This is a genomic window from Variovorax sp. OK212 (genome assembly GCF_900112425.1).
Lineage (GTDB): Bacteria > Pseudomonadota > Gammaproteobacteria > Burkholderiales > Burkholderiaceae_C > Variovorax.
The window spans coordinates 48,682-72,924 of sequence record NZ_FOLP01000019.1; the positions used below are offsets into that span (position 1 = coordinate 48,682).

General features: G+C 69.2%; 19 protein-coding genes and 1 riboswitch. Of the genes, 13 read left to right on the forward strand and 6 right to left on the reverse strand.

Annotation, left to right across the window (positions count from 1 at the left end; genetic code table 11):
• Nucleotides 1–6 precede the first annotated feature (6 nt).
• Both BM004_RS32915 and BM004_RS32920 read left to right on the forward strand, forming a co-directional pair.
• Nucleotides 7–888 (forward strand): metal-dependent hydrolase, encoded by an 882-nt coding sequence (locus BM004_RS32915; RefSeq protein ID WP_177206677.1) that lies wholly within the window; start codon nucleotides 7–9, stop codon nucleotides 886–888.
• 25 nt (nucleotides 889–913) lie between these two features.
• The gene (locus tag BM004_RS32920; protein ID WP_093219730.1) at nucleotides 914–1,819 is read left to right on the forward strand and encodes an NAD(P)-dependent oxidoreductase; all 906 of its coding nucleotides are present in this window, start codon (nucleotides 914–916) and stop codon (nucleotides 1,817–1,819) included.
• A gap of 18 nt (nucleotides 1,820–1,837) precedes the next feature.
• Here the strand turns inward: BM004_RS32920 and mrdA are convergent, their stop codons facing one another.
• Both mrdA and BM004_RS32930 read right to left on the reverse strand, forming a co-directional pair.
• Nucleotides 1,838–3,826, reverse strand: a complete 1,989-nt coding sequence (mrdA, locus tag BM004_RS32925) for a penicillin-binding protein 2 (RefSeq protein ID WP_093130265.1) — start codon at nucleotides 3,824–3,826, stop codon at nucleotides 1,838–1,840.
• A gap of 25 nt (nucleotides 3,827–3,851) precedes the next feature.
• Nucleotides 3,852–4,559, reverse strand: coding sequence for a pentapeptide repeat-containing protein (locus BM004_RS32930; protein ID WP_256220152.1), 708 nt, complete (start codon nucleotides 4,557–4,559; stop codon nucleotides 3,852–3,854).
• A 243-nt stretch (nucleotides 4,560–4,802) separates the two neighbouring features.
• Nucleotides 4,803–5,073, forward strand: a riboswitch (cobalamin riboswitch).
• Nucleotides 5,074–5,212: 139 nt separating this feature from the next.
• On the opposite strand from BM004_RS32930, the gene BM004_RS32935 reads away from it, so the two are divergent.
• Genes BM004_RS32935 through BM004_RS32955 form a run of 5 tightly spaced genes read left to right on the forward strand, consistent with a single transcriptional unit; the run spans nucleotide 5,213 to nucleotide 11,121 of the window.
• Nucleotides 5,213–7,345: a TonB-dependent receptor gene (locus BM004_RS32935; protein WP_093219732.1), complete on the forward strand. Its 2,133-nt coding sequence runs from the start codon at nucleotides 5,213–5,215 to the stop codon at nucleotides 7,343–7,345.
• A gap of 41 nt (nucleotides 7,346–7,386) precedes the next feature.
• The gene (locus BM004_RS32940) at nucleotides 7,387–8,259 is read left to right on the forward strand and encodes an ABC transporter substrate-binding protein (protein WP_256220153.1); all 873 of its coding nucleotides are present in this window, start codon (nucleotides 7,387–7,389) and stop codon (nucleotides 8,257–8,259) included.
• A complete protein-coding gene (locus tag BM004_RS32945; RefSeq protein ID WP_093219736.1) occupies nucleotides 8,256–9,248 on the forward strand; it encodes a FecCD family ABC transporter permease in 993 nt (330 codons plus the stop codon). The genes BM004_RS32940 and BM004_RS32945 overlap by 4 nt, the downstream gene beginning before the upstream one ends.
• Nucleotides 9,245–10,021 (forward strand): ABC transporter ATP-binding protein, encoded by a 777-nt coding sequence (locus tag BM004_RS32950; protein ID WP_143072593.1) that lies wholly within the window; start codon nucleotides 9,245–9,247, stop codon nucleotides 10,019–10,021. The genes BM004_RS32945 and BM004_RS32950 overlap by 4 nt, the downstream gene beginning before the upstream one ends.
• Nucleotides 10,018–11,121 carry an LLM class flavin-dependent oxidoreductase gene (locus tag BM004_RS32955; RefSeq protein WP_256220154.1) on the forward strand — a complete coding sequence of 368 codons (1,104 nt, stop codon included), beginning with the start codon at nucleotides 10,018–10,020 and terminating at the stop codon, nucleotides 11,119–11,121. Before BM004_RS32950 ends, BM004_RS32955 begins: the two co-directional genes overlap by 4 nt.
• On the opposite strand, the gene BM004_RS32960 is transcribed toward BM004_RS32955, so the two are convergent.
• Complete coding sequence (locus tag BM004_RS32960; protein ID WP_093130271.1) at nucleotides 11,093–12,514, reverse strand: short-chain fatty acyl-CoA regulator family protein; 1,422 nt, start codon at nucleotides 12,512–12,514, stop codon at nucleotides 11,093–11,095. The two genes, BM004_RS32955 and BM004_RS32960, sit on opposite strands and share 29 nt — an antisense overlap.
• 140 nt (nucleotides 12,515–12,654) lie before the next feature.
• Here BM004_RS32960 and BM004_RS32965 point away from each other — a divergent pair, with 140 nt between their 5' ends.
• The 6 genes from BM004_RS32965 to BM004_RS32990 all read left to right on the forward strand — a co-directional run bounded on the left by BM004_RS32965 (nucleotide 12,655) and on the right by BM004_RS32990 (nucleotide 19,737).
• Nucleotides 12,655–13,062, forward strand: a complete 408-nt coding sequence (locus BM004_RS32965) for an acyl-CoA thioesterase (protein WP_093130272.1) — start codon at nucleotides 12,655–12,657, stop codon at nucleotides 13,060–13,062.
• Nucleotides 13,059–14,279, forward strand: a complete 1,221-nt coding sequence (gene prpC / locus BM004_RS32970) for a bifunctional 2-methylcitrate synthase/citrate synthase (RefSeq protein ID WP_371271171.1) — start codon at nucleotides 13,059–13,061, stop codon at nucleotides 14,277–14,279. The genes BM004_RS32965 and prpC overlap by 4 nt, the downstream gene beginning before the upstream one ends.
• An 82-nt stretch (nucleotides 14,280–14,361) precedes the next feature.
• The gene (acnD, locus tag BM004_RS32975; protein WP_093219741.1) at nucleotides 14,362–16,968 is read left to right on the forward strand and encodes a Fe/S-dependent 2-methylisocitrate dehydratase AcnD; all 2,607 of its coding nucleotides are present in this window, start codon (nucleotides 14,362–14,364) and stop codon (nucleotides 16,966–16,968) included.
• Nucleotides 16,969–16,986: 18 nt separating this feature from the next.
• On the forward strand, nucleotides 16,987–18,177 hold the full coding sequence (gene prpF / locus BM004_RS32980; RefSeq protein WP_093219744.1) for a 2-methylaconitate cis-trans isomerase PrpF: 1,191 nt from the start codon (nucleotides 16,987–16,989) through the stop codon (nucleotides 18,175–18,177).
• A gap of 40 nt (nucleotides 18,178–18,217) precedes the next feature.
• Nucleotides 18,218–19,081: an isocitrate lyase/PEP mutase family protein gene (locus BM004_RS32985; RefSeq protein WP_093219746.1), complete on the forward strand. Its 864-nt coding sequence runs from the start codon at nucleotides 18,218–18,220 to the stop codon at nucleotides 19,079–19,081.
• A gap of 59 nt (nucleotides 19,082–19,140) precedes the next feature.
• Entirely contained in the window at nucleotides 19,141–19,737 is a 597-nt protein-coding gene (locus tag BM004_RS32990) for an L-threonylcarbamoyladenylate synthase type 1 TsaC (RefSeq protein WP_093219748.1), read from the forward strand.
• Nucleotides 19,738–19,777: 40 nt separating this feature from the next.
• Here the strand turns inward: BM004_RS32990 and BM004_RS32995 are convergent, their stop codons facing one another.
• The 3 genes from BM004_RS32995 to BM004_RS33005 all read right to left on the reverse strand — a co-directional run bounded on the left by BM004_RS32995 (nucleotide 19,778) and on the right by BM004_RS33005 (nucleotide 23,846).
• The gene (locus tag BM004_RS32995; protein ID WP_093219750.1) at nucleotides 19,778–21,721 is read right to left on the reverse strand and encodes a phage integrase family protein; all 1,944 of its coding nucleotides are present in this window, start codon (nucleotides 21,719–21,721) and stop codon (nucleotides 19,778–19,780) included.
• A gap of 28 nt (nucleotides 21,722–21,749) precedes the next feature.
• Nucleotides 21,750–21,983 (reverse strand): hypothetical protein, encoded by a 234-nt coding sequence (locus BM004_RS33000; protein ID WP_143072594.1) that lies wholly within the window; start codon nucleotides 21,981–21,983, stop codon nucleotides 21,750–21,752.
• 771 nt (nucleotides 21,984–22,754) lie between these two features.
• Entirely contained in the window at nucleotides 22,755–23,846 is a 1,092-nt protein-coding gene (locus tag BM004_RS33005; RefSeq protein WP_093219755.1) for a ParB/RepB/Spo0J family partition protein, read from the reverse strand.
• Nucleotides 23,847–24,243: the final 397 nt, after the last annotated feature.

Consider the following 24,243-nt stretch of genomic DNA (forward strand, 5'->3'; position numbering starts at 1 on the left):
ATGGGAATGACAGGATTCAAGCGCCTGCTGACGATGGCGGCGACGACGGCCGCGGTGCTGGCCTGCGTCGCGTGCACGACGGCGGCAACGTCGAACACGACGACAACAACAGCAACAACAGCGACGACGGCACCGGCCGCCGCCGGCAAGACCGAAGTGCTCTGGCTCGGCCAGTCGGCCTTTCGCATCACCACGCCCAGCGGCAAGGTGATCGTGACCGACCCGTGGCTCAAGCAGAACCCGCTGACGCCGCCGAAGTACAAGAACCTGGAGGCGCTGGGCAAGGTCGACGTGCTGCTGGTCACGCACGGCCACCTCGACCACTTCGCGGACGCACCGGCACTGGCGCTGCTCAACCAGGTGCCGATGTACGGGCCCGGCGACATGAACCAGACGGTCGGCCTGCTCGGCATCCTGCCGCCGGCGCTGGCGCCGCGCTTCAACAAGGGCGGCACGGTCACGCCGGCGCCCGGCATCAAGGTGACGGCGGTGCACGCGGAGCACTCGTCGGTCATCGTGTGGAAGAACCCCGCCACCGGCAAGGACGAGGCGCACCCGGGCGGCGAGCCGGTGGGCTTCATCATCGAGCTGGAGAACGGTTTTCGCATCTACCACATGGGCGACACGGGCCCGTTCGCGGACATGGCCTTCATCGCGAGCTACTACAAGCCCGACCTGGTGCTGATGCCCATCGGCGGGCACTTCACCATGGGCCCCGACGATGCCGCCTTCGTCACGCGCGAGTGGCTCAAGCCGCGCTTCGTGATTCCGATGCACTACGGCGCGAACCCGCTGGGCAAGGGCACGCCCGAGCAGTACATGCGCGCGCTCGGCAGCAGCGCCACGCGCGTGCTGGCGCTCGAGCCCGGCGAGAGCGCCTCGTTTTGACAAAGTTTTCGACAAGGACCGCACCATGGGACTCACTCTGGGGCTGATCGGCTACGGCGAGGTCGGCGGCATCTTCGGCCGCGGACTGCCAGGCAAGCCCGGCATCGACCGCATCGTGGCCTGGGACCTGCGCTTTGCAGACGCTGCCAACGGTGCCGCGGCCAGGCGCACGGCCGAAGACACTAACGGCGTGATTGCCGCGACCAGCATGACAGCACTCTGCGCCGAGGCCGACCTGATGATCTCCGCCGTGACCGCATCGCAGACCTTCGCGGTGGCCGAAGAGGCTGCGCGGCATGCACGCACGGGCACGCGTTTTCTCGACCTCAACTCCGCATCGCCCGGCACCAAGCAGCGCGCGGCCGAGGCCTTGCGCGCCGCCGGTGTGGACTACGTCGAAGCCGGCGTGATGACCTCGGTGCCGCCCTACGGCATCCGCGTGCCGATGCTGCTGGGCGGCGCGCAGGCCGAGGCACTGGCGGCCACGCTCAACGGCTGGGGCATGGACGCGAAGGCGGTGAGCGAGACGCTGGGCGTGGCGTCGGCCATCAAGATGAGCCGCAGCATCATGATCAAGGGGCTGGAGGCGCTGGTGATCGAGAGCTTCACCACCGCGCGCCGCTACGGCGTGGAGGCGCAGATGCTCGCCACGCTGAAGGAAACCTTTCCGCAGATCGACTGGCCGCAGCAAGGCGCCTACTTCTTCAGCCGCGTGGTGCAGCACGGCCGGCGGCGCGCGGAAGAAATGCGCGAGGCGGCGCAGACGGTGCGCGAGGCCGGCTTCGAGCCGCTCATGACCGCGGGCATTGCGGCCAGGCAGGACTGGGTCGCGCAGCAGGCGCGCGACGGCGTCTTCGAAGGGCTGGGCGGCAAGAGCGCGTGGGAGGACTACGCGGACCGGCTCATCGGGAAGGACAGCAAGGACGCGTAGCCTGCGCGCCTTGCCTCCTTACAGCGCGGCGGCTTCCTCGTCCGCCGCAGCCTCCGCGCGGTCTTCGGCCAGCGGCACTTCGCTGGCCACCAGCGGCGTGCCGATCGGCGCGCCCGCGGTGCCTGTCTTCACCGCCGCCATGTCGGTGTCGTTGGGGTATTGCCCCGCAATCCAGTAGTCGAACACGCGGCGCACGATCGGCGCCGCATGCGCCGCGCCGAAGCCCGCGTTCTCCACGATGGCTGCCACGGCGATCGTCGGGTTTTCGGCCGGCGCGAACGCCATGTACAGCGCGTGGTCGCGCTGGCGCGCATCGAGCGCCTTGCCGCTGGCGCGCGCCTTCGGGCTCAGGCTCACGGCCTGCGCGGTGCCGGTCTTGCCGGCCGAGGCGTAGGCGGCGCCGGCGAACACGCGCGTGCCCGTGCCGCCCTGCGTGACCGCGACCATGGCGTTGCGCACCACGTCGACGTTCCTGCGCGCATAGCCCAGGTCCTGCGCCGGCGGCTGCACCTGCTGCACGACCTCGCCGCTGACGGTGTCCCTGATGGCGCGCACCAGGTGCGGCTGGTAGCGCACGCCGGCGTTGGCCAGCGTGGCGTTGGCCGAGGCGAGCTGCAGCATGGTGAAGCTGTTGTAGCCCTGCCCGATGCCCAGCGAGATGGTCTCGCCCGGATGCCATTTCTTCATCTCGGCGCGGCGGTAGGCCTGGCGCTTCCAGGCGGTGCTGGGCAGCACGCCGCGCACCTCGCCGATCAGGTCGATGCCGGTGGCCTGGCCGAAACCCAGCGGCGCCATGAAGTCGTGGATCAGGTCGACGCCCATCTCGGTGGCGAGCGAATAGAAATACGTGTTGCTCGAATACTGGATGGCCCGGTGCATGTCGACGCCGCCCAGCCCGCCGCGGTGGCTGCGGAAGGTGCGCCCGCCGAAGTTGTAGTAGCCCGGGTCGTTCTCCACCACGTTGGCGGCGCGCTTGCCGGTCTGCAGCGCGGCCAGTGCCATGAAGGGCTTGTAGGTCGAGCCCGGCGGGTAGGTGCCGCGCAGCGCGCGGTTGAGCAGGGGGTTGTCGATCGATTCGCTCAGCGCCTTCCAGCTCTCCACGTCGATGCCCTCGACGAACAGGTTCGGGTCGAACGTGGGCTTGCTCACGAAGGCCAGCACCTCGCCGCTCTTCGGGTCGATGGCCACCAGCGCGCCGCGCCGCTCGCCGAACATGTCTTCCACCAGCTTCTGCAGCTTGATGTCCAGCGACAGCATCACCGTCTGGCCCGGTACCGCCGGGTGGCGCGCCAGGCGGCGCACCGCGCGTCCGCCGGCGGAGGTTTCCATCTGCTCGACGCCGGTCTCGCCGTGCAGCACCTTCTCGTAGCTCTGCTCGATGCCGAGCTTGCCGATGTAGTCGGTGCCGCGGTAGTTGGCGCGGTCTTCTTCCTGCCAGTCGTCCATCGCGGTCTTCTCGCGCTGGTTGATGCGGCCGATGTAGCCGATGACGTGCGCGGCCGTCTCGCCGTGCGGGTAGTTGCGGAACAGCCGCGCCTTGATCTCCACGCCCGGGAAGCGATAGCGGTGCGCGGCGAAGCGCGCCACCTCCTCGTCGCTCAGGCGCGTGCGGATCGGAATGGAGTCGAAGCTGCGCGAGTCCTCGCGCAGGCGCTGGAAACGGCGGCGGTCGCGCGGCGTGACCTCCACCAGGTCGCCGAGCTCGTCGATGGCGGCGTTGACGTCGCCCGCCTTCGAGGGCGTGATCTCCAGCGTGTAGGCCGCGTAGTTCGAGGCGAGCACCACGCCGTTGCGGTCGAGGATCAGCCCGCGGTTGGGCACGATGGGAACGATGGCGGTGCGGTTGCTCTCGGCGCGTTCGGCCAGGTCGTCGTGGCGCACGACCTGCAGCACGGCCAGGCGGGCGCCGATCAGCGCGAAGCCGAACAGCACCACGCAGGCAATGACCAGCAGGCGGCGGCGAAAGCGCGCGAGTTCGGCGGCGGTGTCGCGGATTTCATGGTTCATCGGTACGCAGCAATGCCTTTCGCGCTCACAGCACCCGCAGGCCGAGTTCGCCGATCAGCGCGGCGGCCTGGTCGGAGGAAATGATCGCGCCCTTGAAGAGCTGCGACACGTGCGCGATGCGCAGGCCGCCGAGGTCGACCGAGCGCAGGTCGGCGCCGTCGAAGCGCGCGTTCTTCAGGTTCGCGTCGCGCAGGCTGCCGCCTTCGAACACCGCGTCGCGGAAGTCGCAGCCCGCGAGGTCCGCGTCGCGCAGGTCGAGCCGCTCGATGGTCTGCTTGCGGAACGACATGCCGCGCAGGTCGGCGCCGGCGAGCAGCGAGTCGTGAAAGCCGATGCCGAGCACCTGCGCCTCATGGAAGTGCGCGCCGGTGAGCTTCACCTCGGAGAAGCGCGTGGCCGAGAGCTTGGCGCGGTGCCAGCCGGTGTTGTTGAGGTCGCAGGCGACGAAGCGCGCGTCGGTCAGGTCGGCCAGGTGAAAGTCGGCCTGGCGCGCCCGGCAGGAGGTCCATTGCGTGTCGGCCAACTGGGCCTTCTTGAAGTTGGCCTCGGCGAAGCTGCAGCCGGTGAACTGCGCGCGGCGCAGGTCGAGCTCGGACAGGTCGGCGCCGTCGAAGTCGCATTGCTCGAACTGCAGCGGGGCGGCGGCCTCGGCGATCAGGCGCTTCAGGTGGGTACGGTCGAGGGTCTCGCCGGACATCGGAAAAAGGGAAGGAGTGCTCGAAGCGTCGTTCATGGGTCTGTGGACAAGGTCGCCGACGCCTGCGGGCGTGGACGGGTGCGGGGCGTGTACGGGTGTACGGAGGTGCATTCCCCCGGTCGTGAACGAGAGGTCAACCGCTGTTGAACCCGATGCGCCGCCAGAGTTCCCGTGTTTCGTCGCGAAAAGCGGTCTTCTGTAGCGCAAATGCGTCGACCGGCACGGGAGCGCTTTCTATAATCGCGCGCATTCGGTGCGGTATTTTTACTTATCGCCATCGAATTCCAACGATCAGAGGGTGCTCTTTTTGCGGCGCATGCCGCACAGGAGTTAAACGGGAAGCAGGTGAAACGCATCGCGACGTACGGTGCGCAAGTCCTGCGCTGCCCCCGCAACGGTCAGTGGGTCTGGAAACTTCTGGCGCATGCCCGCGGGCATGTGCAGCCACTGCGTCCTCGGACGTGGGAAGGCGGCGGTTTCCGCGCCGATGCGCTTGCGCCATCGACGCACCCCACGAGCCCGGATACCGGCCCACGCGATCGCCTTCGGACGCTGCGGGAGTGCGTTTGTCCGGGTCGGCTGTGTTGCGTACCGTCATGCGTGCGCGTTCCTCCGGCGCCGTGCAACCCATTGCCGCAGCGTTCGGGTCTTTGAACGGTCCGCGGGCGTGCGGGCCAAAGGAACAACGCATGCGCAAGATTTCGACCCGTCCCACTCCCCTGTTCGGCGTGGGCCTGCTGCTGGCCATGTCCGGCGCCTCGGCCCAGGAGGCCGCCTCGTCCGGCGCACTGCCGACGCTGACCGTCAACGAGAAGAAGACCATCTCGACGGCCACCCGGCTGGAGGCCGACCCGCTGCGCATTCCGTTCACCACCTATTCGGTGGACCGCGCCCAGATGGACGCCGTGGGCGCGGTCACGCTGGAGGACACGCTGCGCACCGTGCCGGGCCTGCAGTTCGGCACGCAGGGCAACTACTACACGCGCTTCGAGACGCGCGGCCTGCGCGACACGCAGGACGTGCTGGTGCTGATCGACGGCGTGCCGCTGCGCCAGCTCCAGGGCAACGCCGACATCACGCTGATCGCGCCCGACCTGGTCGATCGCATCGAGTTCATCAAGGGCCCGGCCTCGGCGCTCTACGGCAAGAACGCCATCGGCGGCGTGGCGCAGTTCTTCATGAAGCCCGAGCGCGCGGGCGGCACCGTGACCACCACGCTGGGCAGCTTCGGGCGCACCGACGCCAGCGTGCGCTACCGCTGGGACTTCGAGCGCGGCAACCTGTACATCGGCGCGGCCAACAACGACTACAAGGGCTTCCAGCGCGACGCGGGCCGGGCGCAGGCGGCGGCCGTGCTCGGCGGCGACTTCGCCGTCACGAACAACTGGACCACGGGCTTGCAGATCTACGACTCGCACGTGCGCGGCGACCGCGGCTCCATCGTGCCGCTGCAGAACGGCAAGCCGATGTTCGGCATCACCTCGCGCGACAACTACGGCATTCCCGATTCGTACGTGGTGGGCGACTACCAGTCGATCGCGTGGAAGAACAAGGTCGACTTCGGCGGCGGCTGGTCGCTCAGCCACCTGAGCAGCTTCGCGCGCTACGACCGCTTCTTTGCCGGGGGCATCACCATCGTGCCGCCGCCCGCGGCCGTGAACAAGGGCTACTCCGAAAGCGACACCTCCGACCGCGGCGTGTTCCACGACGTGGCCGTGACGTGGCTCACCGGCGGCAAGCGCTGGAGCAACGAGCTGCAGTTCGGCGTGGACATCGAGCGCGGCTGGCAGAACCTCGACTCGCCCACCTTCACCAACGCACCGACCTACCGCGGCCCGTTCTACGACGTGCCCGTGACCAATGTGCGCAACGACCCGCGCGGCATTCGCGGCGCCACCACCTACTCGCGCTTCGACCAGGAAGTGCGCAGCTTCTATGTGCAAGACCGCTTCGAGTGGGACGCGTTCGGCATCACCGCCGGCCTGCGCCACGACAAGTTCGAGCAGACGCTGGGCCGCTCGGGCACCAACGTGGTCTCCGCGCAGGAAGGCAGCCGCACCAGCCCGCGCCTGGGGGCCGACTGGGCCTTCTCGCGCAACGCCGCGGCCACGCACGCGGTGTTCGCCAACTGGAGCGAAGGCTTCCGCCCGCAGGCCGTGGCGCTGAACACGCGCAACAACGTGGTGGTGCCCGACATTCTTCGCCCCGAGCTCACGCGCAGCAAGGAAGTGGGCGTGAAGGGCCGCGCGGCCGACGACGGCTGGGCCTACCAGGTCAGCGTGTTCGAGGCCGAGAAGGTCGACGGCCAGCGCGCCTACCGCAGCGGGCCCGACTCGTTCGTGTTCAGCAACGCGACCTCGCGCGCGAAGGGCATCGAGTCGTCGCTGCAGGTGCGGCTGTCGCAGCACTGGAACGGCTACCTGCACTACACGTGGCAGGACGCGCGCCTGAAGGACTTCCAGACCTACACCGACAGCGGCGCGCGCAGCACCAACTTCGGCGGCTACCGCGTGCGCATGTCGGCGCACAACATCGCCGGTGCGGGCGTGACCTGGGCGCAGGGCCCCTGGTCGGTCTCGGGCACAGCCAACTACGTGGGCAGCCGCTACCTGCGCGACAACGTGGTCAACCCGCAGAAGCTGCCGGGCTATTTGCTGGCCAACGTGGCGGTGAGCTACAAGGCCACGCCGCAGCTCACGCTGCAGGCGGGCGTGAACAACCTGGCGAACAAGTACTACATCGGCGACGACCTCTCGGCGCAGGACGCCGGCAACGCCGGGGCGCCGCGCACCTTCTTCGCGCGCGCCAGCTACACGTTCTGAGCGCGATGAAGCGGCGAACGATGCTGACGGGAATGGCGCTCATGACTTCCGGCTTGGCTGCTTCACCCGCGTTCGCCGCGCAGGGGTTCCCGCGCGAGGTCACCGACGCGCTCGGCCGCCGCGTGCGCATCGCGGCGCCGCCGCAGCGCATCGTCGTGGTGTTTCCGAGCAACGTCGAGCTGGCCTGGGCGCTGGGGCTGGAAGACCGCGTGGCCGCCATCGGCGGGCGCGTGCGCTGGCCCGAGTCGGCGCGTGCCAAGCCGAGCATCGGCGGTTCGCTGGGCTACTCGGCGGAAGCGGTGGCCGCGTACCGGCCCGACCTGGTGGTGGTGACGCCGTCGCACTACACGGCGCTGGGCCTGGTGGAGGCCTTCGAGCGCGTGCAGGTGCCCTCGGTGGTGCTGGCGCACCCGGACCTGCCTTCGGTGCTGCGCAACATCGACCTGCTGGGCCGCGCCACCGGGGCGGACGACGCCGCGCGGGCCTTGCGCGCAAGCATGGAGGAACGCCTGAACGCCGTCGCCCGCACGGTGGCCGTGGCGCCGCGACGCAGCGTGTACCTCGAGACGGCCGCCGCCGCGCGCGGCGCCTTCCAGACCATGGGCACGGGCCACTACGCCAACGACGCACTGCAGTGGGCCGGCGGGCGCAACGTGTTCGCCGACCTGCAAGGCTCGCAGCAGGTGAGCGCCGAGGCGATCTTCGTGCGCGACCCCGACGTGATCATCTCGCTGCAGCAGGTGCCCAAGGACCCGGCATCGATCGCCGAACGGCCCGGCTGGCACAGCCTGCGCGCCGTGAAGAGCGGCCGCGTGGTGGTGCTGGAGCGCAGCCACAAGCTGATACCCGGGCCGCGGCAGATCGAGGCGGTCGAGCAGTACGCGCGGGCCCTGCATCCGGAGCTGTTCGCATGAACGAGAAGAAACGGGTGTCTGACGCCACCTTGTGGCTGGTACTGGGCGTGGCGGGCATCGCGGCGGTCACGCTGGCCTTGAGCATCGGCGCCGGCACGGTGTGGCCCACGCGCTGGTTCGCCAGCGGCTCGCTCGACGCGGAGCTGGTGCGCCTGTGGCGCGCACCGCGCGTGGCGGCGGCCTTTTTCGTGGGCGCCTGCCTGTCGCTGGCGGGGCTGGTGTTCCAGGGCGTGTTCCGCAATCCGCTGGCCGAGCCCTACCTGCTGGGCAGCGCGAGCGGCGCGGCCGTGGGCGCTGCCATTGCGCTGTTGCTGCCGGCCATCGTGCCGCCGGCGCTCGGCCTGCCGCTGCTGGCCTTCCTGGGCGCGTGGGGCGCGAGCTGGCTGGTGCTGCTGGTCGGGCGGCTCGGCGGCGAATGGCAGGCCGGCCGCCTGTTGCTGGCGGGGGTGGCGCTGGCCGCCATCCTGGCGGCGCTGCGCAGCCTCATCCTCATGGTGTACGGCGACGAGTCGACCAACCTGCGTGCCGTCATCTCGTGGCAGCTGGGCGGCGTGCAGACGCCCACGCCGGGCGAGGTGACCGTGCTGTTCGCGGCGCTCGCCGTGCTGGTGCTGCTGGTGCGCTCGCTGGCCTACGGACTCGACGCACTGGGCATGGGCGAGGACACGGCCCACAGCATGGGCGTGCGCGTGCCGCGTTTTTCCGCCTGGGCCGTGCTGGTGGCCTCGCTGGCCACGGCGCTGGCCGTGAGCTGGGGCGGCCTGATCGGCTTTGTCGGGCTCATCGTGCCGCACGTGCTGCGCTGGTGGATCGGGCCGCTGCATGCGCGCCTGGTGCCGGCCTGCGCGGTGGCCGGCGGCATTCTCATGGTGCTGGTCGACGGCGTGGCGCGTGCCGCGCTGGCGCCCAGCGAGATTCCGGCGGGGCTGTTGACGGCGCTGATCGGCGGACCGTTCTTCCTGGCGCTGCTGCTGTGGAGGCGCGCATGAGCGAAGCGACCGGCGGCGCGACGGCCGTGAGCGACGCGCTCGTCTTCGACGACGTTTCCACCGGCGTGGGACGCAACCGCTTCCTGCTGGACCGCGTGAGCCTGGCGATTCCCGAACGGGGCCTGCTCGGCATCGTCGGCCCGAACGGCTCGGGCAAGACGACGCTGCTGCGCACCGCGCTGGGTCTGATGCCGCTGTCGTCGGGCCGCGTGCTGCTGCGCGGCCGGCCGCTGCCGCAGTGGCCGGCACGCGCGTTCGCGCGGCACATCGGCTACGTGGCGCAGCAGGGCACGAGCCATTGGGACCTGAGCGTGACGGAGATGCTGCGGCTCCATGCGGCCGAGCTGTCGCCCGAGCTGGTCGAACGCTGCGAGCTCGAACCGCTGCTCGCGCGCCGCTTCGCCACGCTGTCGGGCGGGGAGAAGGCGCGCGTGAGCGTGGCGCGCGCGCTGGCGCACGGCCCCGCGCTGCTGCTGGCGGACGAGCCGGCGGCGCACCTCGACATTCCGCACCACCACCGGCTGATGGCCATGCTGCGCGAAACGGCGCGGCAGCGCGCGGTCGTCGTGGTGCTGCACGACCTGCATGTGGCCAGCGCCTGGTGCGAGCGGCTCGCGCTGCTTTCCGGCGGGCGCCTGCTCGCGCACGGCACGCCCGCCGAGGTGCTGACGCCCGCGCTGCTGTCCACGGCGTACGGTGCGCCGATTGCCTCGCACGAGGTCGGCGCGCTGCGCTTCTTCACCGGCGTGCCCGGTCAGCGGGCGCCGGCATGAACGCGCCGCTGCGCATCGACCTGGCCGGCTACTCGCGCGAAGCGACGCTCGGCGATCACCGCGCGTTTCTGGCCTTCTTCGAGGAAGCCGAACGGCTGGGCTTCGACGGCGTGTGGTTCCATGAATTCCGGCTGCTGCCCGCCGGCGGGCCTTACCCCTCGCCGATGCTGCTGGCCGCCGCCCTGCTCGCGCGCACGCAGCGCCTGCGCGTGGGCGTCTCGGCCCTGGTGCTGCCGCTGCACCATCCGCTGCTGCTGGCCGAGGAGATCGCACAGCTCGATTTGCAGAGCGACGGCCGCTTCGACGTGGGCGTGGGCCGCGGCACCGACGCGTCGACCTTGCGCGCGCTGGAGATCGACCCTGCCAGCACGCGCGAGCGCTTCGAGCGCGCCTGCCTGCTGCTGCGCGACGCGCTGAGCGGCAAGGCCGTGTCGTCCAGCGAGGGGCCGTGGCGCTTCGACGCACAGACCGTCGGCCCGGTGGGCTCGCAACGACAGCATCCGCAGCATCCGCCGCTGTACATCGCCGGCTCGACCGCCGAGACCATGGGCTTTGCCGTGGCGCATGGCTTGCCGCTGCTGCTGAGCCTGGAGCCGCCCGAAACGGCGCAGCTCGCGCACGTGGAGGCCGCCTTCGCGCAACGCGGGCGCGAGGGGCAGGCGCGGATGCTGGCGAGCTCGTCGCTCTCGCGCTACGTCTGCATCGGCGCGACGCAGGCAGCCGCCAGGGCGCAGGCCGACCGGCTGCTGCCGCTGCTGTACGCGCGCCGCCTGCACTTCGCGCGGCTGCGCGGCGTGTTGCCCGAACAGGTGCCGCCGCTGGACGCGGCGCGCGTGCTGCGCGAGCAGGTCGTGCTCGGCGATCCGCAGGACTGCGTGGCGCAGGTCGAACAGCTGGTCGCGCGCACCGGCGTGCGGCAGTTGCGCTGCGTCTTCAATGGCAACGGCGTGCTGGCCAGCGGCGAGGCGCTGGAGGGCATGCGGCTCTTCGCGCAGGAAGCCATGCCGGCGCTACGGGCGCAACACGCGCAACACGCGTTACAGGCGATGCATTCGAACCAGGCCCACGGCCCTAAGCATCCGCCACCGCATACGGCGTGAACCGGCTTTCGTTCTCGTTCACGTCCAGCGCCCGGCCCACGAAGGGGAACGCCCGCTGCGGGCAGGCCACACGCTCGCACACCTTGCAGCCCATGCCGATGGGCGTGGGCACTTCCTGGTCGGCCAGGTCCAGGCCCTTGGCATAGATGAGCCGCGAGGCGTGGCGGATGTCGCATCCCAGGCCGATCGAAAAAGTCTTGCTCGGTGACGCGAAGCCGCGCTGGCCGTGCGACACCGTGCGCGCCACCCACAGGTAGGTGCGGCCGTCGGGCATGCGCGCCAGTTGGCGCAGGATGCGCCCGGGCTGCGCGAAGGCCTCGTACACGTTCCACAGCGGGCAGGTGCCGCCGGTCTTCGAAAAGTGGAAGTGCGTGGCCGACTGCCGCTTGGAGATGTTGCCGGCGCGGTCCACGCGAATCAGAAAGAAGGGCACGCCGGGCGCGCCGGGCCGCTGCAGCGTGCTCAGCCGGTGGCAGATGGTCTCGAAGCCCACGCCGAAGCGGCGCGCCAGCAGGTCGATGTCGTAGCGCAGCGTTTCCGCGGCTTTCAGGAAGAGGCCGTAGGGCAGCAGCATGGCGCCGGCGAAGTAGTTGGCCAGGCCGATGCGCGCCAGCGCATGCGCCGTGGCGTCGCCGAAGTCGGCGCCTTCCACCAGCGACTCGATCAGCTGCGTCTGCTCCAGCAGGGCCAGCTGGGTGGCCAGCTGGAACGCCTGCTGGCCGGGCTCGAGGCTGCCCGACAGGCGCAGCACGCGGCTGGTGGCGTCGTAGCGGCGCTGGCTGTCGATGGCGTCGTCGTCGGTCGGCACCACGCGCACGCCGTGCTGCTTCATGAGCCGCAGCAGCAGCCATTCGGACAAGGGGCCGCCGTAGCTGCGCGCCTCGCCCGCCAGTTGCTCGGCCGCCATGTCCAGCGGCTCGAAGTGGTTCTGGTGGGCGAAGAAGAAATCGCGCACCACCTCGAAGGGCATGGGGCGCGCGCGCGTGAGCTCGCCGCGCCCGTCGCCGAACTCGGCGGCCATCATCTCCAGCCGCTCCATGGCCTCCTGGTGGCGCCGGTGCAGCGCGAGCAACGCGCGCGCCACCGCGGGCATCTGCGAGGCGACCTCGCGCAGCTCGGGCAACGCGACGGTCTCGCCGCCGGGGTTGTCGGCCAGCGCGTCGCGCATGCTGGAGACCAGGCGGGCCTCCTCGTCTTCGGAGAACTGCTGCACGTCGACGCCGAGCGCGCGGCTGATCTTCAGCAGCACGGCCACGGTGAGCGGCCGCTGGTTCTGCTCGATCTGGTTGAGGTAGCTGGGCGACAGGCCGAGCGCCTGGGCCAGCGCCACCTGCGTCAGGCCGCGCTCGGCGCGCAGCTTGCGCAGGCGCACGCCCATGAAGGTCTTGCTCATCGTGTGGTTCCTGGCGAGAAGGGGCGGTCAGCTGGACTTTGCAATATTCGCAATATTTACAAATTCGGCATTTTCCATTCGCAATGATTGGCTAATTCAGTCCTTCATTATGGGCACGCAATTGCGTAAATTGCGAATCCATGACGAACCACGACACGGCGCTCGAACTCACGGAAATCGTGTTTCCCGAGCACGCCAACCACTACGGCACGCTGTTCGGCGGCAACGCGCTGCTGCTGATGTCCAAGGCCGCCTTCCTGGCCGCGCGCGCCTTCGCGAAGTCCGACGTGGTGATGGCCAGCTGCGGCGACGCGCAGTTCCTGGCGCCCGTGCCGGTGGGCAGCGTGCTGCGGCTTCGCGCATGGACCAGCCGCGTGGGCCGCTCGTCGCTCACGGTCTGCGTGAGCGGCACGGCCGAGCAGTTGGGCCACGCGCCGCGGCTGGCGCTGAAGTCGCTGTTCGAGATGGTCGTCGTCGACAAGAACGGCCGGCCCGCGCGCATTCCCGGCGCCTACCTGCACAAAGAGAAAGAGAAGGAAGCAGCATGAACGACATCGCCACCCCCACCAACCCCGCACCCCCCGCAGTCACCGCCATCGCGGCAGTCACTGCCGTCCCGCCCCCAGCCAGCGGCTTCAAGCCGAAGAAGTCCGTCGCCCTGTCCGGCGTGACCGCCGGCAACACCGCGCTGTGCACCGTGGGCCGCACCGGCAACGACCTGCACTACCGCGGCTACGACATCCTGGACATCGCCGAGGTCTGCGAGTTCGAGGAAATCGCACACCTGCTGGTGCACGGCAAGCTGCCCACGGCCGCCGAGCTGCGCGCGTACAAGGCCAAGCTCAAGTCGATGCGCGGCCTGCCCGCGAGCCTGAAGGAAGCGCTGGAGCAACTGCCCGCCAGCGCGCACCCGATGGACGTGATGCGCACCGGCGTCTCTTCGCTGGGTTGCATGCTCCCCGAGAAGGAAGACCACAACGTGCCGGGCGCGCGCGACATCGCCGACCGGCTGATGGCTTCGCTCGGCTCGATGCTGCTGTACTGGTACCACTGGTCGACGCAGGGCAAGCGCATCGACGTGGAGACCGACGACGACTCCATCGGCGCGCACTTCCTGCACCTGCTGCATGGCCGCAAGCCGGGCGCCGCGTGGGAACGTGCGATGCACACCTCGCTGAACCTGTACGCCGAGCACGAGTTCAACGCCTCGACCTTCACCGCGCGCGTGGTGGCGGGCACGGGCTCGGACATGCACTCGGCCATCACCGGCGCCATCGGTGCGCTGCGCGGGCCCAAGCACGGCGGCGCGAACGAGGTGGCCTTCGAGATCCAGAAGCGCTACGACTCGCCCGACGAGGCCGAGGCCGACATCCGCCGCCGCGTGGCGGCCAAGGAGGTCGTCATCGGCTTCGGCCACCCGGTGTACACGGCGAGCGATCCGCGCAACGTGGTGATCAAGGGCGTGGCGAAGTCGCTGTCGCACGAGGCCGGCTCGACCAAGATGTTCGACATTGCCGAGCGGCTCGAAGGCGTGATGTGGGAGGTCAAGAAGATGTTCCCCAACCTCGACTGGTTCAGCGCGGTGAGCTACCACATGATGGGCGTGCCCACGGCCATGTTCACGCCGCTGTTCGTCATTGCGCGCACCTCGGGCTGGGCGGCGCACATCATCGAGCAGCGCATCGACAACAAGATCATCCGCCCGAGCGCCAACTACACCGGGCCGGAAGACCTGAAGTTCGCGCCGATCCAGGATCGGACGTAAAAAGAACAGGAGACGAGAAGAGGCCTGCGCCGCGCACCGTGCGTTAAGCATGTGAAAGCGCACAGGCCCGAGCGTTGCCCCCATGAACACCCACTACCGCAAGAACCTTCCCGGCACCTCGCTGGACTACTTCGACGCACGCGAGGCCGTCGAGGCGATCCGCGCCGGCGCCTGGGCCACCCTGCCCTACACCTCGCGCGTGCACGCCGAGAACCTGGTGCGCCGCTGCGACCCGGCGCTGCTCGCGCAAAGCCTGGTGCAGATCGTCGAGCGCCGGCGCGAGCATGACTTTCCGTGGTTTCCGGCGCGCGTGGTCTGCCACGACATCCTGGGCCAGACCGCGCTGGTCGACCTGGCCGGCCTGCGCGACGCCATTGCCGAACAGGGCGGCGACCCGGCGCAGGTGAACCCGGTGGTGCCGGTGCAGCTCGTCGTGGACCACTCGCTGGCGGTGGAGTGCGGCGGCTTCGACCCCGATGCCTTCGCGAAGAACCGCGCCATCGAGGACCGGCGCAACGAGGACCGCTTTCACTTCATCGAATGGACGAAGCGGGCCTTCAGGAACATGGAGGTGATTCCGCCGGGGAACGGGATCATGCATCAGATCAACCTCGAGCGGATGTCGCCCGTGGTGCATGCGCAGGACGGCGTGGCCTACCCCGACACGCTGGTGGGCACCGACAGCCATACGCCGCACGTCGATGCGCTGGGCGTGGTCGCCATCGGCGTGGGCGGGCTGGAGGCCGAGAACGTGATGCTGGGGCGCGCCTCGTGGATGCGCCTGCCGGTCATCGTGGGCGTGAAGCTCTCGGGCCGGCCGCAGCCGGGCATCACCGCCACCGACGTGGTGCTGGCGCTCACGGAGTTCCTGCGCCATGCGAAGGTGGTGGGCGCGTACCTGGAGTTCCACGGCGAAGGCGCGGCCAGCCTCACGCTGGGCGACCGCGCGACCATCTCGAACATGGCGCCGGAGTACGGCGCCACGGCCGCGATGTTCGCCATCGACGAGCAGACCATCGACTACCTGCGCCTGACCGGGCGTGCCGACGCGCAGGTGCGCCTTGTCGAAACCTACGCGAAGCACACCGGCCTGTGGGCCGACGCGTTGAAGGACGCGGTGTACGAGCGCGTGCTGCAGTTCGACCTGTCGACGGTGGTGCGCAACATGGCCGGCCCGTCGAACCCGCATGCGCGCGTGGCGACAACCGACCTGGCGGCGCGCGGCATTGCAGCGCCCTGGCGCGACGAGCCCGGCCGCATGCCCGACGGCGCGGTGATCATCGCGGCCATCACCAGCTGCACCAACACCAGCAACCCGCGCAACGTGATCGCCGCGGGCCTGCTGGCGCGCAACGCCAACCGCCTGGGCCTCGTGCGCAAGCCGTGGGTGAAGTCGTCGCTGGCGCCGGGCTCCAAGGCGGTGACGCTGTACCTGCAGGAGGCAGGCCTGATGGGCGAGCTCGAGCAGCTGGGCTTCGGCGTGGTGGCCTATGCGTGCACGTCGTGCAACGGCATGTCGGGCGCGCTCGACCCGGTGATCGAGCAGGAGATCGTGGCGCGCGACCTGTACGCGACCGCGGTGCTGTCGGGCAACCGCAACTTCGACGGGCGCATTCATCCGTATGCGAAGCAGGCGTTCCTGGCCTCGCCGCCGCTGGTGGTGGCCTATGCGATTGCGGGCACGGTGCGCTTCGACATCGAGCGCGACGTGCTGACCGTGGCGAACGGCAAGGAGATTCGCCTGAAGGACATCTGGCCGAGCGACGAGGAGATCGATGCCATCGTGAAGTCGAGCGTGAAGCCCGAGCACTTCCGCCAGGTGTACGAGCCGATGTTCGCGATCCGGCCCGACACCGGCGAGCAGGTGGCGCCGCTGTACGACTGGCGCGCCGCATCGACCTACATCCGCCGGCCGCCCTACTGGGAAGGCGCCTTGGCGGGCGAGCGCACGCTCAAGGGCATGCGCCCGCTCGCCATCCTGCCGGACAACATCACCACCGATCACCTGTCGCCGTCGAACGCGATCATGATGAACAGCGCGGCCGGCGAGTACCTGCACCGCATGGGCCTGCCGGAGGAAGACTTCAACTCCTACGCGACGCACCGCGGCGACCACCTCACCGCGCAGCGCGCCACCTTCGCCAACCCCACGCTGCGAAACGAGATGGTGCGCAACGGCGACGGCACGGTGCGCGCCGGTTCGCTGGCGCGCCTGGAGCCCGAGGGCCGCGTCATGCGCATGTGGGAGGCCATCGAAAGCTACATGGCGCGCAAGCAGCCGCTGATCATCGTGGCGGGCGCCGACTACGGACAGGGCTCTTCGCGCGACTGGGCCGCCAAGGGCGTGCGCCTGGCCGGCGTGGAGGCGATTGCCGCGGAGGGCTTCGAGCGCATCCACCGCACCAACCTGATCGGCATGGGCGTGCTGCCGCTGGAGTTCAAGCCGGGCGTCGACCGCCTCACGCTGAAGCTCGACGGCACCGAGACCTACGACGTGACCGGCGAGCGCAAGCCGCGCGGCGACCTCATGCTGGTCATCCACAGGCGCAACGCGCAGCGGCTCGACGTGCCGATGACCTGCAGGCTCGACACGGCCGAGGAGGTGTCGATCTACGAGGCAGGCGGCGTGCTGCAGCGCTTTGCGCAGGACTTTCTTGCAACGACAGCGCGCTCGCCCGTGGCCGCCTGAATCGAAAATCGCATCACCATGATCTACGCACCCCAAATCAGGATTCCCGCCACCTGCATGCGCGGCGGCACCAGCAAGGGCGTGTTCTTTCGCCTGCAGGATCTGCCCGACGCCGCGCAGGTACCGGGCAAGGCGCGCGACGCGCTGCTGCTGCGCGTCATCGGCAGCCCCGACCCCTACGGCAAGCAGATCGACGGCATGGGCGCGGCCACGTCGAGCACGAGCAAGGCCGTGATCCTGTCGAAGAGCAACAGGCCCGGCCATGACGTGGACTACCTGTTCGGCCAGGTGTCGATCGACCAGCCCTTCGTGGACTGGAGCGGCAACTGCGGCAACCTGTCTGCGGCCGTCGGGCCCTTTGCCGTCAGCAACGGCATGGTCGACGCGAGCCGCGTGCCGCGCGACGGCATGGCGGTGGTGCGCATCTGGCAGGCCAACATCGGCAAGACCATCGTGGCGCACGTGCCCATGTCGGGCGGCGCGGTGCAGGAAACGGGCGACTTCGAACTCGATGGCGTGACCTTTCCCGCGGCCGAAGTGCAGCTCGAATTCATGGACCCCGCCGCCGACGAAGAAGGCGCGGGCGGCGCGATGTTCCCCACCGGCCAACTGGTCGACACGCTGGACGTGCCGGGCGTCGGCGCGCTGCAGGCGACGATGATCAACGCGGGCATTCCCACCATCTTCGTGAACGCCGAAGCCATCGGCTACTCGGGCACCGAGCTGCAGGACGCGATCAACGGCGATGCCGCGGCGCTCGCGAAGTTCGAAGCCATTCGCGCGCATGGCGCGGTGCGCATGGGCCTCATCCAGCACATCGATGAAGCGGCCGGCCGGCAGCACACGCCGAAGGTGGCCTTCGTCGCGAAGCCCGCCGGCTACACCGCCTCCAGCGGCAAGGCGATTGCGGCGAGCGACGTCGACCTGCTCGTGCGTGCGCTGTCGATGGGCAAGCTGCACCACGCCATGATGGGCACGGCGGCGGTGGCCATCGGCACCGCCGCGGCCGTTCCGGGCACGCTGGTGAACCTTGCGGCCGGTGGCGGCGAGCGCGCGGCCGTGCGCTTCGGCCACCCCTCGGGCACCTTGCGCGTGGGCGCACAGGCCACGCACGCCGACGGCGAATGGCGCGTGACCAAGGCCGTGATGAGCCGCAGCGCCCGCGTGCTGATGGAAGGCTGGGTGCGCGTGCCCGGCGATGCCTTCTGAGCACCGCGCTCCTTCATTGACTCATTCACAGGAAACACCGATGTCGACTCGCAAGACCCTCCGATCGCTGGCCGAGGCACGCCGCGGCGTGCTGGTGCCGGGCGCCTTCAATGCGCTGTCGGCGCGCGTGATCGAAGACCTGGGCTTCGACGCCATCTACGTCACGGGCGCGGGCGTCACCAACATGTGGTTCGGCCTGCCCGACCAGGGCTTCATGGGGCTGCACGAAATCGCCGACCACACTGCGCGCATCCGCGATGCGGTGCGCCTGCCGCTGATCGTCGATGCGGACACGGGCTTCGGCAATGCGCTCAACGTGCGGCACACGGTGCGCGTGCTGGAGCGCGCGGGCGCCGACTGCATCCAGTTCGAGGACCAGGTCGCGCCCAAGCGCTGCGGGCATTTCTCGGGCAAGGACGTGATCTCCACCGAGGAGGCCGTGAGCAAGATCAAGGCGGCGGTGGACGCGCGCACCGACTCCGACCTGCTCATCATGGCCCGCACCGACGCAGCCGCCACGCAGGGCTTCGAGGCGGCGATCGAGCGCGCGCAGAGGTTCAGCGAAGCCGGCGCCGACATCCTGTTCGTGGAGGCCGTGACCACGGCCGACGAGATCCGCGCGCTGCCTCGACGGCTGGCGAAGCCGCAGCTCATGAACATGGTGATCGGCGGGAAGACGCCGATCTTCGGCGCCGACGAACTCGCGGGGTTGGGCTACGGCATCGTGCTGTACGCGAACGCGGCACTGCAGGGTGCGGTCGCGGGCATGCAGAAGACACTGACGGTGTTGCGTGAAACGAAGCGCGTGAACGAAGACCCGGCGCTGGTCGTTTCGTTTGCGGAGAGGCAACGGCTGGTGCGCAAGCCGGAGCTCGACGCGCTCGAGAAGCACTACGCGGTCTGAAGGGGTTGGCACTGCAATGGGTCGGTGCGGAGCCGGCTCTCGGTAGACTGCCGGGCACCATGCCGCCCCAAACCTCGACAACGCAGACCTTCCACAACTTGCCGGCCGACGCTGCTGCGATCGCACATCGGCTGCGCGCGGGCAACGTGGCGGCCTACCCCACCGAAGCGGTGATGGGCCTGGGCTGCGACCCGTCGAACGAAGCTGCGGTGACGCGCATCTGCGCGCTCAAGCAACGCTCGGTCGAGCAGGGCGTGCTGCTCATCGCAGCCGACTTTTCGCAGGTTGTGCCGTATGTCGACATGGCGCAGATTCCGACGGCCGCGCTCGACAGGGCGCTGGCGAGTTGGCCCGGCCCGTTCACCTGGATCTTTCCGCGCAGCGAGCAGGTGCCGGCGTGGATCTCGGGGCGGCATGCGGGCATTGCGCTGCGCGTGACGGCGCATGCCGGGGCGGCGGCGCTGTGCAGTGCCTTCGGCGGCGCGCTGGTGTCGACCAGCGCGAATCCGCACGGGAAGCCACCTGCACTCGACGCGGGTGAAGTGCTTTCGTACTTTCCGAGCGGCATCGACGTGCTGGTCGACGCACCGCTGGGCGGCTTCGCGAAACCGAGCGAGATTCGCGATGTGCTGACGGGCGAACTGGTTCGCGGCTAACGGCTAACGGCTAACGGCCAGCGGCCAACGACCCGCGGCGCTACAGCGGCGAATCGGGCTGGAACTCGGGCGATGGGCTCCAGAAGCCCTGCATCTCCATCAAGCCCGCGAGGCCCTGCGAACCCAGGTAGCCGGCCGTGGTGCCGACCGACACGTGGCCCAGGTTGTTCTGCACGACCTGGATCGGCACGGGCGGCCGCCCTGCCCTGCCCTGCAACGCGTGCGCGCCATGGGCATGGCGCAACCAGTGGATGCTGGCACGTTGCAGGTCCTTCGCATCGGCATCGCCGAGCGTGCGCGCGGCCTGCGCGAGGAACAGCTTGATGGCGCTGTAGAAGCCGGAAGTCGACCATGGCTTGGGGTGGTCCAGCTTCACGTCGAAACGAGCGAGCACGTGGATGGCACGGTTGTTCGCTGCGCCCACCTGCCGCTCGAAGCCGTGGTGCGCGAGTTCTTCTTCCAGGTCGGCGACCAGCTCGGAAGGCACGGGCACTTCGCGCCTGCGCCCGGCCCGGCCGTTGACCGACAACAGCCATCCGCCGGCATCGCGGCCGTCGGGCGTGCGGAAGGCCACCTGCTGCAGGTCGCCGCAGGTGGCGCCCGTGATTTCAGCCAAACGCAACCCGGTTGCATAGACCCAGCGCATGCCGCGGCGCAGGCGCCGGCCGGCTTCGGTTGCGGCGTGCTTCGCGAGCAGCGTGTCGAGGTGCTGCCACTGCGCGAAGCTGAGCGTGCGATGCATGCCCAGCGCACGCGGGGCGGTTGCCGGCTCGGCCATTGCGGCGAAGGGATTGCTCACCACGTAGTTCTGGCGCATCAGGAATGCGAAGAGGCTGCGCAGGATGGCCATTGCCTGGCGAACGGCGGTGGGCGCGAGCGGGCCTTCGAGCGGACGCCACAGCGGCGACCAGCGCTGGTTGTGGCGCGGGCCGCACCACGACGCGGGCGGCTGGGCAAGAAACTGACGGTAGGCGATCGCGTCTTCTGCCGCCAGCGAGGACAGCGCCGTCTTGCGCTCGAGCACGGCCCACAGCAACAGGCGCTCGGCCTCCTTGCGGTAGGAGCGTTGCGTGGGCGAAAGCTCGGCGGATGCGTCACGCGGTCGCTTCGCGGCGAGCCACGCGCCGATGGCTTCGTGGTCGGTCGCGGCTGTCAGCAGGCACGTGTCGCGCGGCGCGCGGCAGCGGCCGTTGCGGCCGTCGAGCTCGGCGGGCGTCACGAATTTTTCGAGCGGAACCAGGGCGGTTGCGGCCGGCACGACGGCGGCCAGGTCGCCCGGGCTCACCAGCCCGCGCCGCTGGGCCGCATGCGTGCCGACGCGAAGGCCGAGCGGCGACTCGTTGGCGCGCAGCCAGTCGAGGATGCGCGCGGCCTTGCGTTCACCGACCCCGGGCACCCGCACCCACCAGCGGGCGCCATTCAGGTTGATGCTCGCGATCAGCGCGACGAGGGTCGGCAGGCCCGCGAGTTCGAGCCGCGCGGCCACGGCGGGGTTGAGCCAGGCCGAGACGCCGTCGTTGGGGCGCGGGTCCTGGGCCGCAAGGCCTTCGAGCCAGCGCAGCGCTTCCAGCTGGCGCTCCAGGACGCGGGTGCGTCGCGAGGCGCGGGCGGCGCCACTGCCGCCTTGGCTTGCCGCCCCGGGGAAGGCCGTCTCGTAGGCCTCGATCTGCTCGGCTTCGGAGAAATCTTCCAGGCCCTGCGCATGCGCGAAGTCGCTCAGGCTCGGCAGCGGCGTGGCCGCGGCGAACTGCTCGGGGTCGAGCAGGATCAGCCGGGCGGTGCCGGGCCGCTGCTCGCGGCGCGCGGCAGCGGCGAATTCGTCGCGAATCCAAGCGATGGTGCGGCGCACGACCCGCAGGTCGGTGTGCTCGCCTTCCAGGCGAAGGTAGCGGTCCCAGCTGGTGCGCTCGTCGATGCCCTGGGCCAACGCCCGCATGAACGCGAAGTGACCGCGGTGGAGTTTGCGGGGCTGCAGCGGGGTCATGGGAATGGAGGTTCGGGCCCGGGCAGGTTTATTGCCAGAACTTCCACCACGGCCGGATGGGGGTGGGCTCGCTGGCCGGCGCGTCTTCGACGACGGCGGCTGCCTCGCGGGAACGGCGGCGGACTTCGACTTCCAGCGCGTGCGCCGTGCCGTAAGCCTCCTTCTCGCCGCGCTGCGCATGGGCGCGCCATTCATGCGCCAGTTTCACGAGGGTCTCGTCATCGATGTGTGCAAAGGGGGACGACGTACCGTCTGATGTCATGGGTGCCTGGGTCTTGTGGAATGAGTCGAGGGGCTCATTCTATTTCGATGATTAGCAGAATAATCATCCATGCAATTTTTGGTTGCATTTCTAGAGTCTGCAGCGCGACCTGGACTTAAGTGATTGATTTGATTGGCATTATCCGGGGGCTGGCCGGATGGCTGGTAGCGGGATGTTTCCATTTGGGCCTGCTTTGCCAAGGAAAACACCGTTACTCGAGGCCATGAGGCGAGAGATACGGCGGCTTATTCCCGACCCTTCGAGATTAACGATGCAAGTGCTTGTCGCTGCTGGAAACGCTGCGAAAGCCTGCGCTCACTTTCACAAGATCGAAAGGGCGCCGCACGAGGACCGGCATCGCGGCTACCAAGCTTCGCGACCTCCACAAAGGGCGCCCTGAGAATCGGGCTCGCTGGCATTGTGAGTGAATTTGGGCATCTGCTTGCCGTACTTGTTCGGTGCCAACGACAGGTGTGCATCCACTCGTCAAAGGCTCTGAAGGTGTATCGAACCCGGCCTGGCCCGCTGGCGGCACCTCCTTGCCATTGGGAAGTGCTCCAGCAGTGCTGGAACGGCCTTCCCTGGGGATGTCGTGGTGCACCAGCGCCTGAGGGATCGGGTGTTTCGCAATTGCCATTTGCGTGACCCGATCCAAAGTGGCTTGTCCGGGCCACGGCCAATTAACTACAAAGGCTGCCTGAACTGGACACTGGGCACCCTCAAATCCCAATAGATCTCACATTGGGGCAAGCTGCCTCGCCCAGATGCCGATCAGCTCAAGCTGCGTGCCCTGCGCAAAGCGTCGGAGATCGCAGATTCCAACGACTCGAGCGGGGCACTGATCGCGGCACCAGGCGTGAGGGTGATCGTGACCTCCCCGGCCTTCGAACGCACCAGCGTGCCAACCTTCTGGCCGTCGACCTGAACCTCGACCCGCTCGCTGCGCTCGAAACCGGGCGCAGCGTCCAGCAGACGCGCCAGCACCAGCGCCGGCGACAGCGTCTGGCCCCGCAGCTTTTCCACCCGCTTCAGGAGCGCGCGGCGGTCCAGCGCCATCGCGGCGTTGATCTGCTCGGCATGGCGGAAGCTGATTTCCAGTGGCGAGCGGAAGCATTCGACGACCGCTGACGGCAACTGCGCCACCATCAGCGCCTTTCGCACCCAGGTGTGGCTGACGCCCAATCCTTCGGCGAGCTGGCGTTGCGTGGGGAACAGTTGCTCTTCCAGGGCGCGCTGGTACATCACGCCTTGCTCGTACGGCGACAGGTCGGCGCGTTCGCGGTTTTCCCGGTCCATGGCGGCGAACAGGGCGGCGTCGCCCAGGTCGTCCGTCCAGATCGACGCCAGAACGGGGATGCCCAGTTCCAGCGTGGCGCGGTGCCGGCGGTGTCCGAAGACCAGTTCGAACTGGCCCGGCTCGTCCTTGAGCGGCCGCACCAGGATCGGCTGGACGTTGCCGCCTGCATGTTCGATGTCGGCCTTCAGGCCCGCGAACTCGCTGGTCTTGAAAGCCGTTTCGTGGCGGTTGGCCCAGCGGCTCGGCCGGATCGTGGCCGGGTCCATCTTGCGGGTCGGCAGGGAGCCTTCGTACTGGCGCAGCTTTTCGCGCAGCGCCGCCATCTCTCCCTCGACCTGCTGGATCTGGCCGCGGAACGCGAGCATCTGGCCTGGGCCGGTGCGCGGCACATGAGTGCCCCCCACGGCCGGTGGAAACCTGGTTTCCACGTTGATGCCTGCGGGGGCCACGTGCGGCGCCGGCTCTTCAGGAGGCGCTGCCTTCGGCAGGTCGACGGGTTGTGCGGGCGCCTGCGGCAGCGACAGGTTGGCGGTCAGCGCTTCGAGGCGCTTGCGGGTACTAGACATGGTGCGGACTCCTTGGGCGTGGAAACCTGGTTTCCACAAGCGGGGATCGCGATGCCCCAATCGGCGACGACGGCGATTTCGCCTGTCGCGGCTCGGACGCCAGTCGCTGGCATCCGGTCGTAGAAACAGAAGCTGCTGCTTCGCGTTTCCGTTGAATCGTCAGGTTCGGGCGGCATGCGGACTCGATGCCATGGGCAACGTTCGCGGCACTTCGTGGAAACCAGGTTTCCACGATCCCGCCAGCAACACGCCTGGCCTTGCGTGCCCTCATATTAGAAGACGCTTCTGGGCGAGCGAGCAGCAGCCCAGCGTCCAGCTCAACCATCCGCAGTGACAGGGCCTGGCGTGGAAACCTGGTTTCCACGCCAACGCGCACCGTCCTGCTTTCTCGCACACT

What these genes read in the sequence shown, in the direction of transcription:
- BM004_RS32915 (WP_177206677.1), top strand. Translation starts at nt 7, where the DNA reads ATGACAGGATTCAAGCGCCTGCTGACGATGGCGGCGACGACGGCCGCG.
- BM004_RS32920 (WP_093219730.1), top strand. Translation starts at nt 914, where the DNA reads ATGGGACTCACTCTGGGGCTGATCGGCTACGGCGAGGTCGGCGGCATC.
- mrdA (WP_093130265.1), bottom strand. Translation starts at nt 3,826, where the DNA reads ATGAACCATGAAATCCGCGACACCGCCGCCGAACTCGCGCGCTTTCGC.
- BM004_RS32930 (WP_256220152.1), bottom strand. Translation starts at nt 4,559, where the DNA reads ATGAACGACGCTTCGAGCACTCCTTCCCTTTTTCCGATGTCCGGCGAG.
- BM004_RS32935 (WP_093219732.1), top strand. Translation starts at nt 5,213, where the DNA reads ATGCGCAAGATTTCGACCCGTCCCACTCCCCTGTTCGGCGTGGGCCTG.
- BM004_RS32940 (WP_256220153.1), top strand. Translation starts at nt 7,387, where the DNA reads ATGACTTCCGGCTTGGCTGCTTCACCCGCGTTCGCCGCGCAGGGGTTC.
- BM004_RS32945 (WP_093219736.1), top strand. Translation starts at nt 8,256, where the DNA reads ATGAACGAGAAGAAACGGGTGTCTGACGCCACCTTGTGGCTGGTACTG.
- BM004_RS32950 (WP_143072593.1), top strand. Translation starts at nt 9,245, where the DNA reads ATGAGCGAAGCGACCGGCGGCGCGACGGCCGTGAGCGACGCGCTCGTC.
- BM004_RS32955 (WP_256220154.1), top strand. Translation starts at nt 10,018, where the DNA reads ATGAACGCGCCGCTGCGCATCGACCTGGCCGGCTACTCGCGCGAAGCG.
- BM004_RS32960 (WP_093130271.1), bottom strand. Translation starts at nt 12,514, where the DNA reads ATGAGCAAGACCTTCATGGGCGTGCGCCTGCGCAAGCTGCGCGCCGAG.
- BM004_RS32965 (WP_093130272.1), top strand. Translation starts at nt 12,655, where the DNA reads ATGACGAACCACGACACGGCGCTCGAACTCACGGAAATCGTGTTTCCC.
- prpC (WP_371271171.1), top strand. Translation starts at nt 13,059, where the DNA reads ATGAACGACATCGCCACCCCCACCAACCCCGCACCCCCCGCAGTCACC.
- acnD (WP_093219741.1), top strand. Translation starts at nt 14,362, where the DNA reads ATGAACACCCACTACCGCAAGAACCTTCCCGGCACCTCGCTGGACTAC.
- prpF (WP_093219744.1), top strand. Translation starts at nt 16,987, where the DNA reads ATGATCTACGCACCCCAAATCAGGATTCCCGCCACCTGCATGCGCGGC.
- BM004_RS32985 (WP_093219746.1), top strand. Translation starts at nt 18,218, where the DNA reads ATGTCGACTCGCAAGACCCTCCGATCGCTGGCCGAGGCACGCCGCGGC.
- BM004_RS32990 (WP_093219748.1), top strand. Translation starts at nt 19,141, where the DNA reads ATGCCGCCCCAAACCTCGACAACGCAGACCTTCCACAACTTGCCGGCC.
- BM004_RS32995 (WP_093219750.1), bottom strand. Translation starts at nt 21,721, where the DNA reads ATGACCCCGCTGCAGCCCCGCAAACTCCACCGCGGTCACTTCGCGTTC.
- BM004_RS33000 (WP_143072594.1), bottom strand. Translation starts at nt 21,983, where the DNA reads ATGACATCAGACGGTACGTCGTCCCCCTTTGCACACATCGATGACGAG.
- BM004_RS33005 (WP_093219755.1), bottom strand. Translation starts at nt 23,846, where the DNA reads ATGTCTAGTACCCGCAAGCGCCTCGAAGCGCTGACCGCCAACCTGTCG.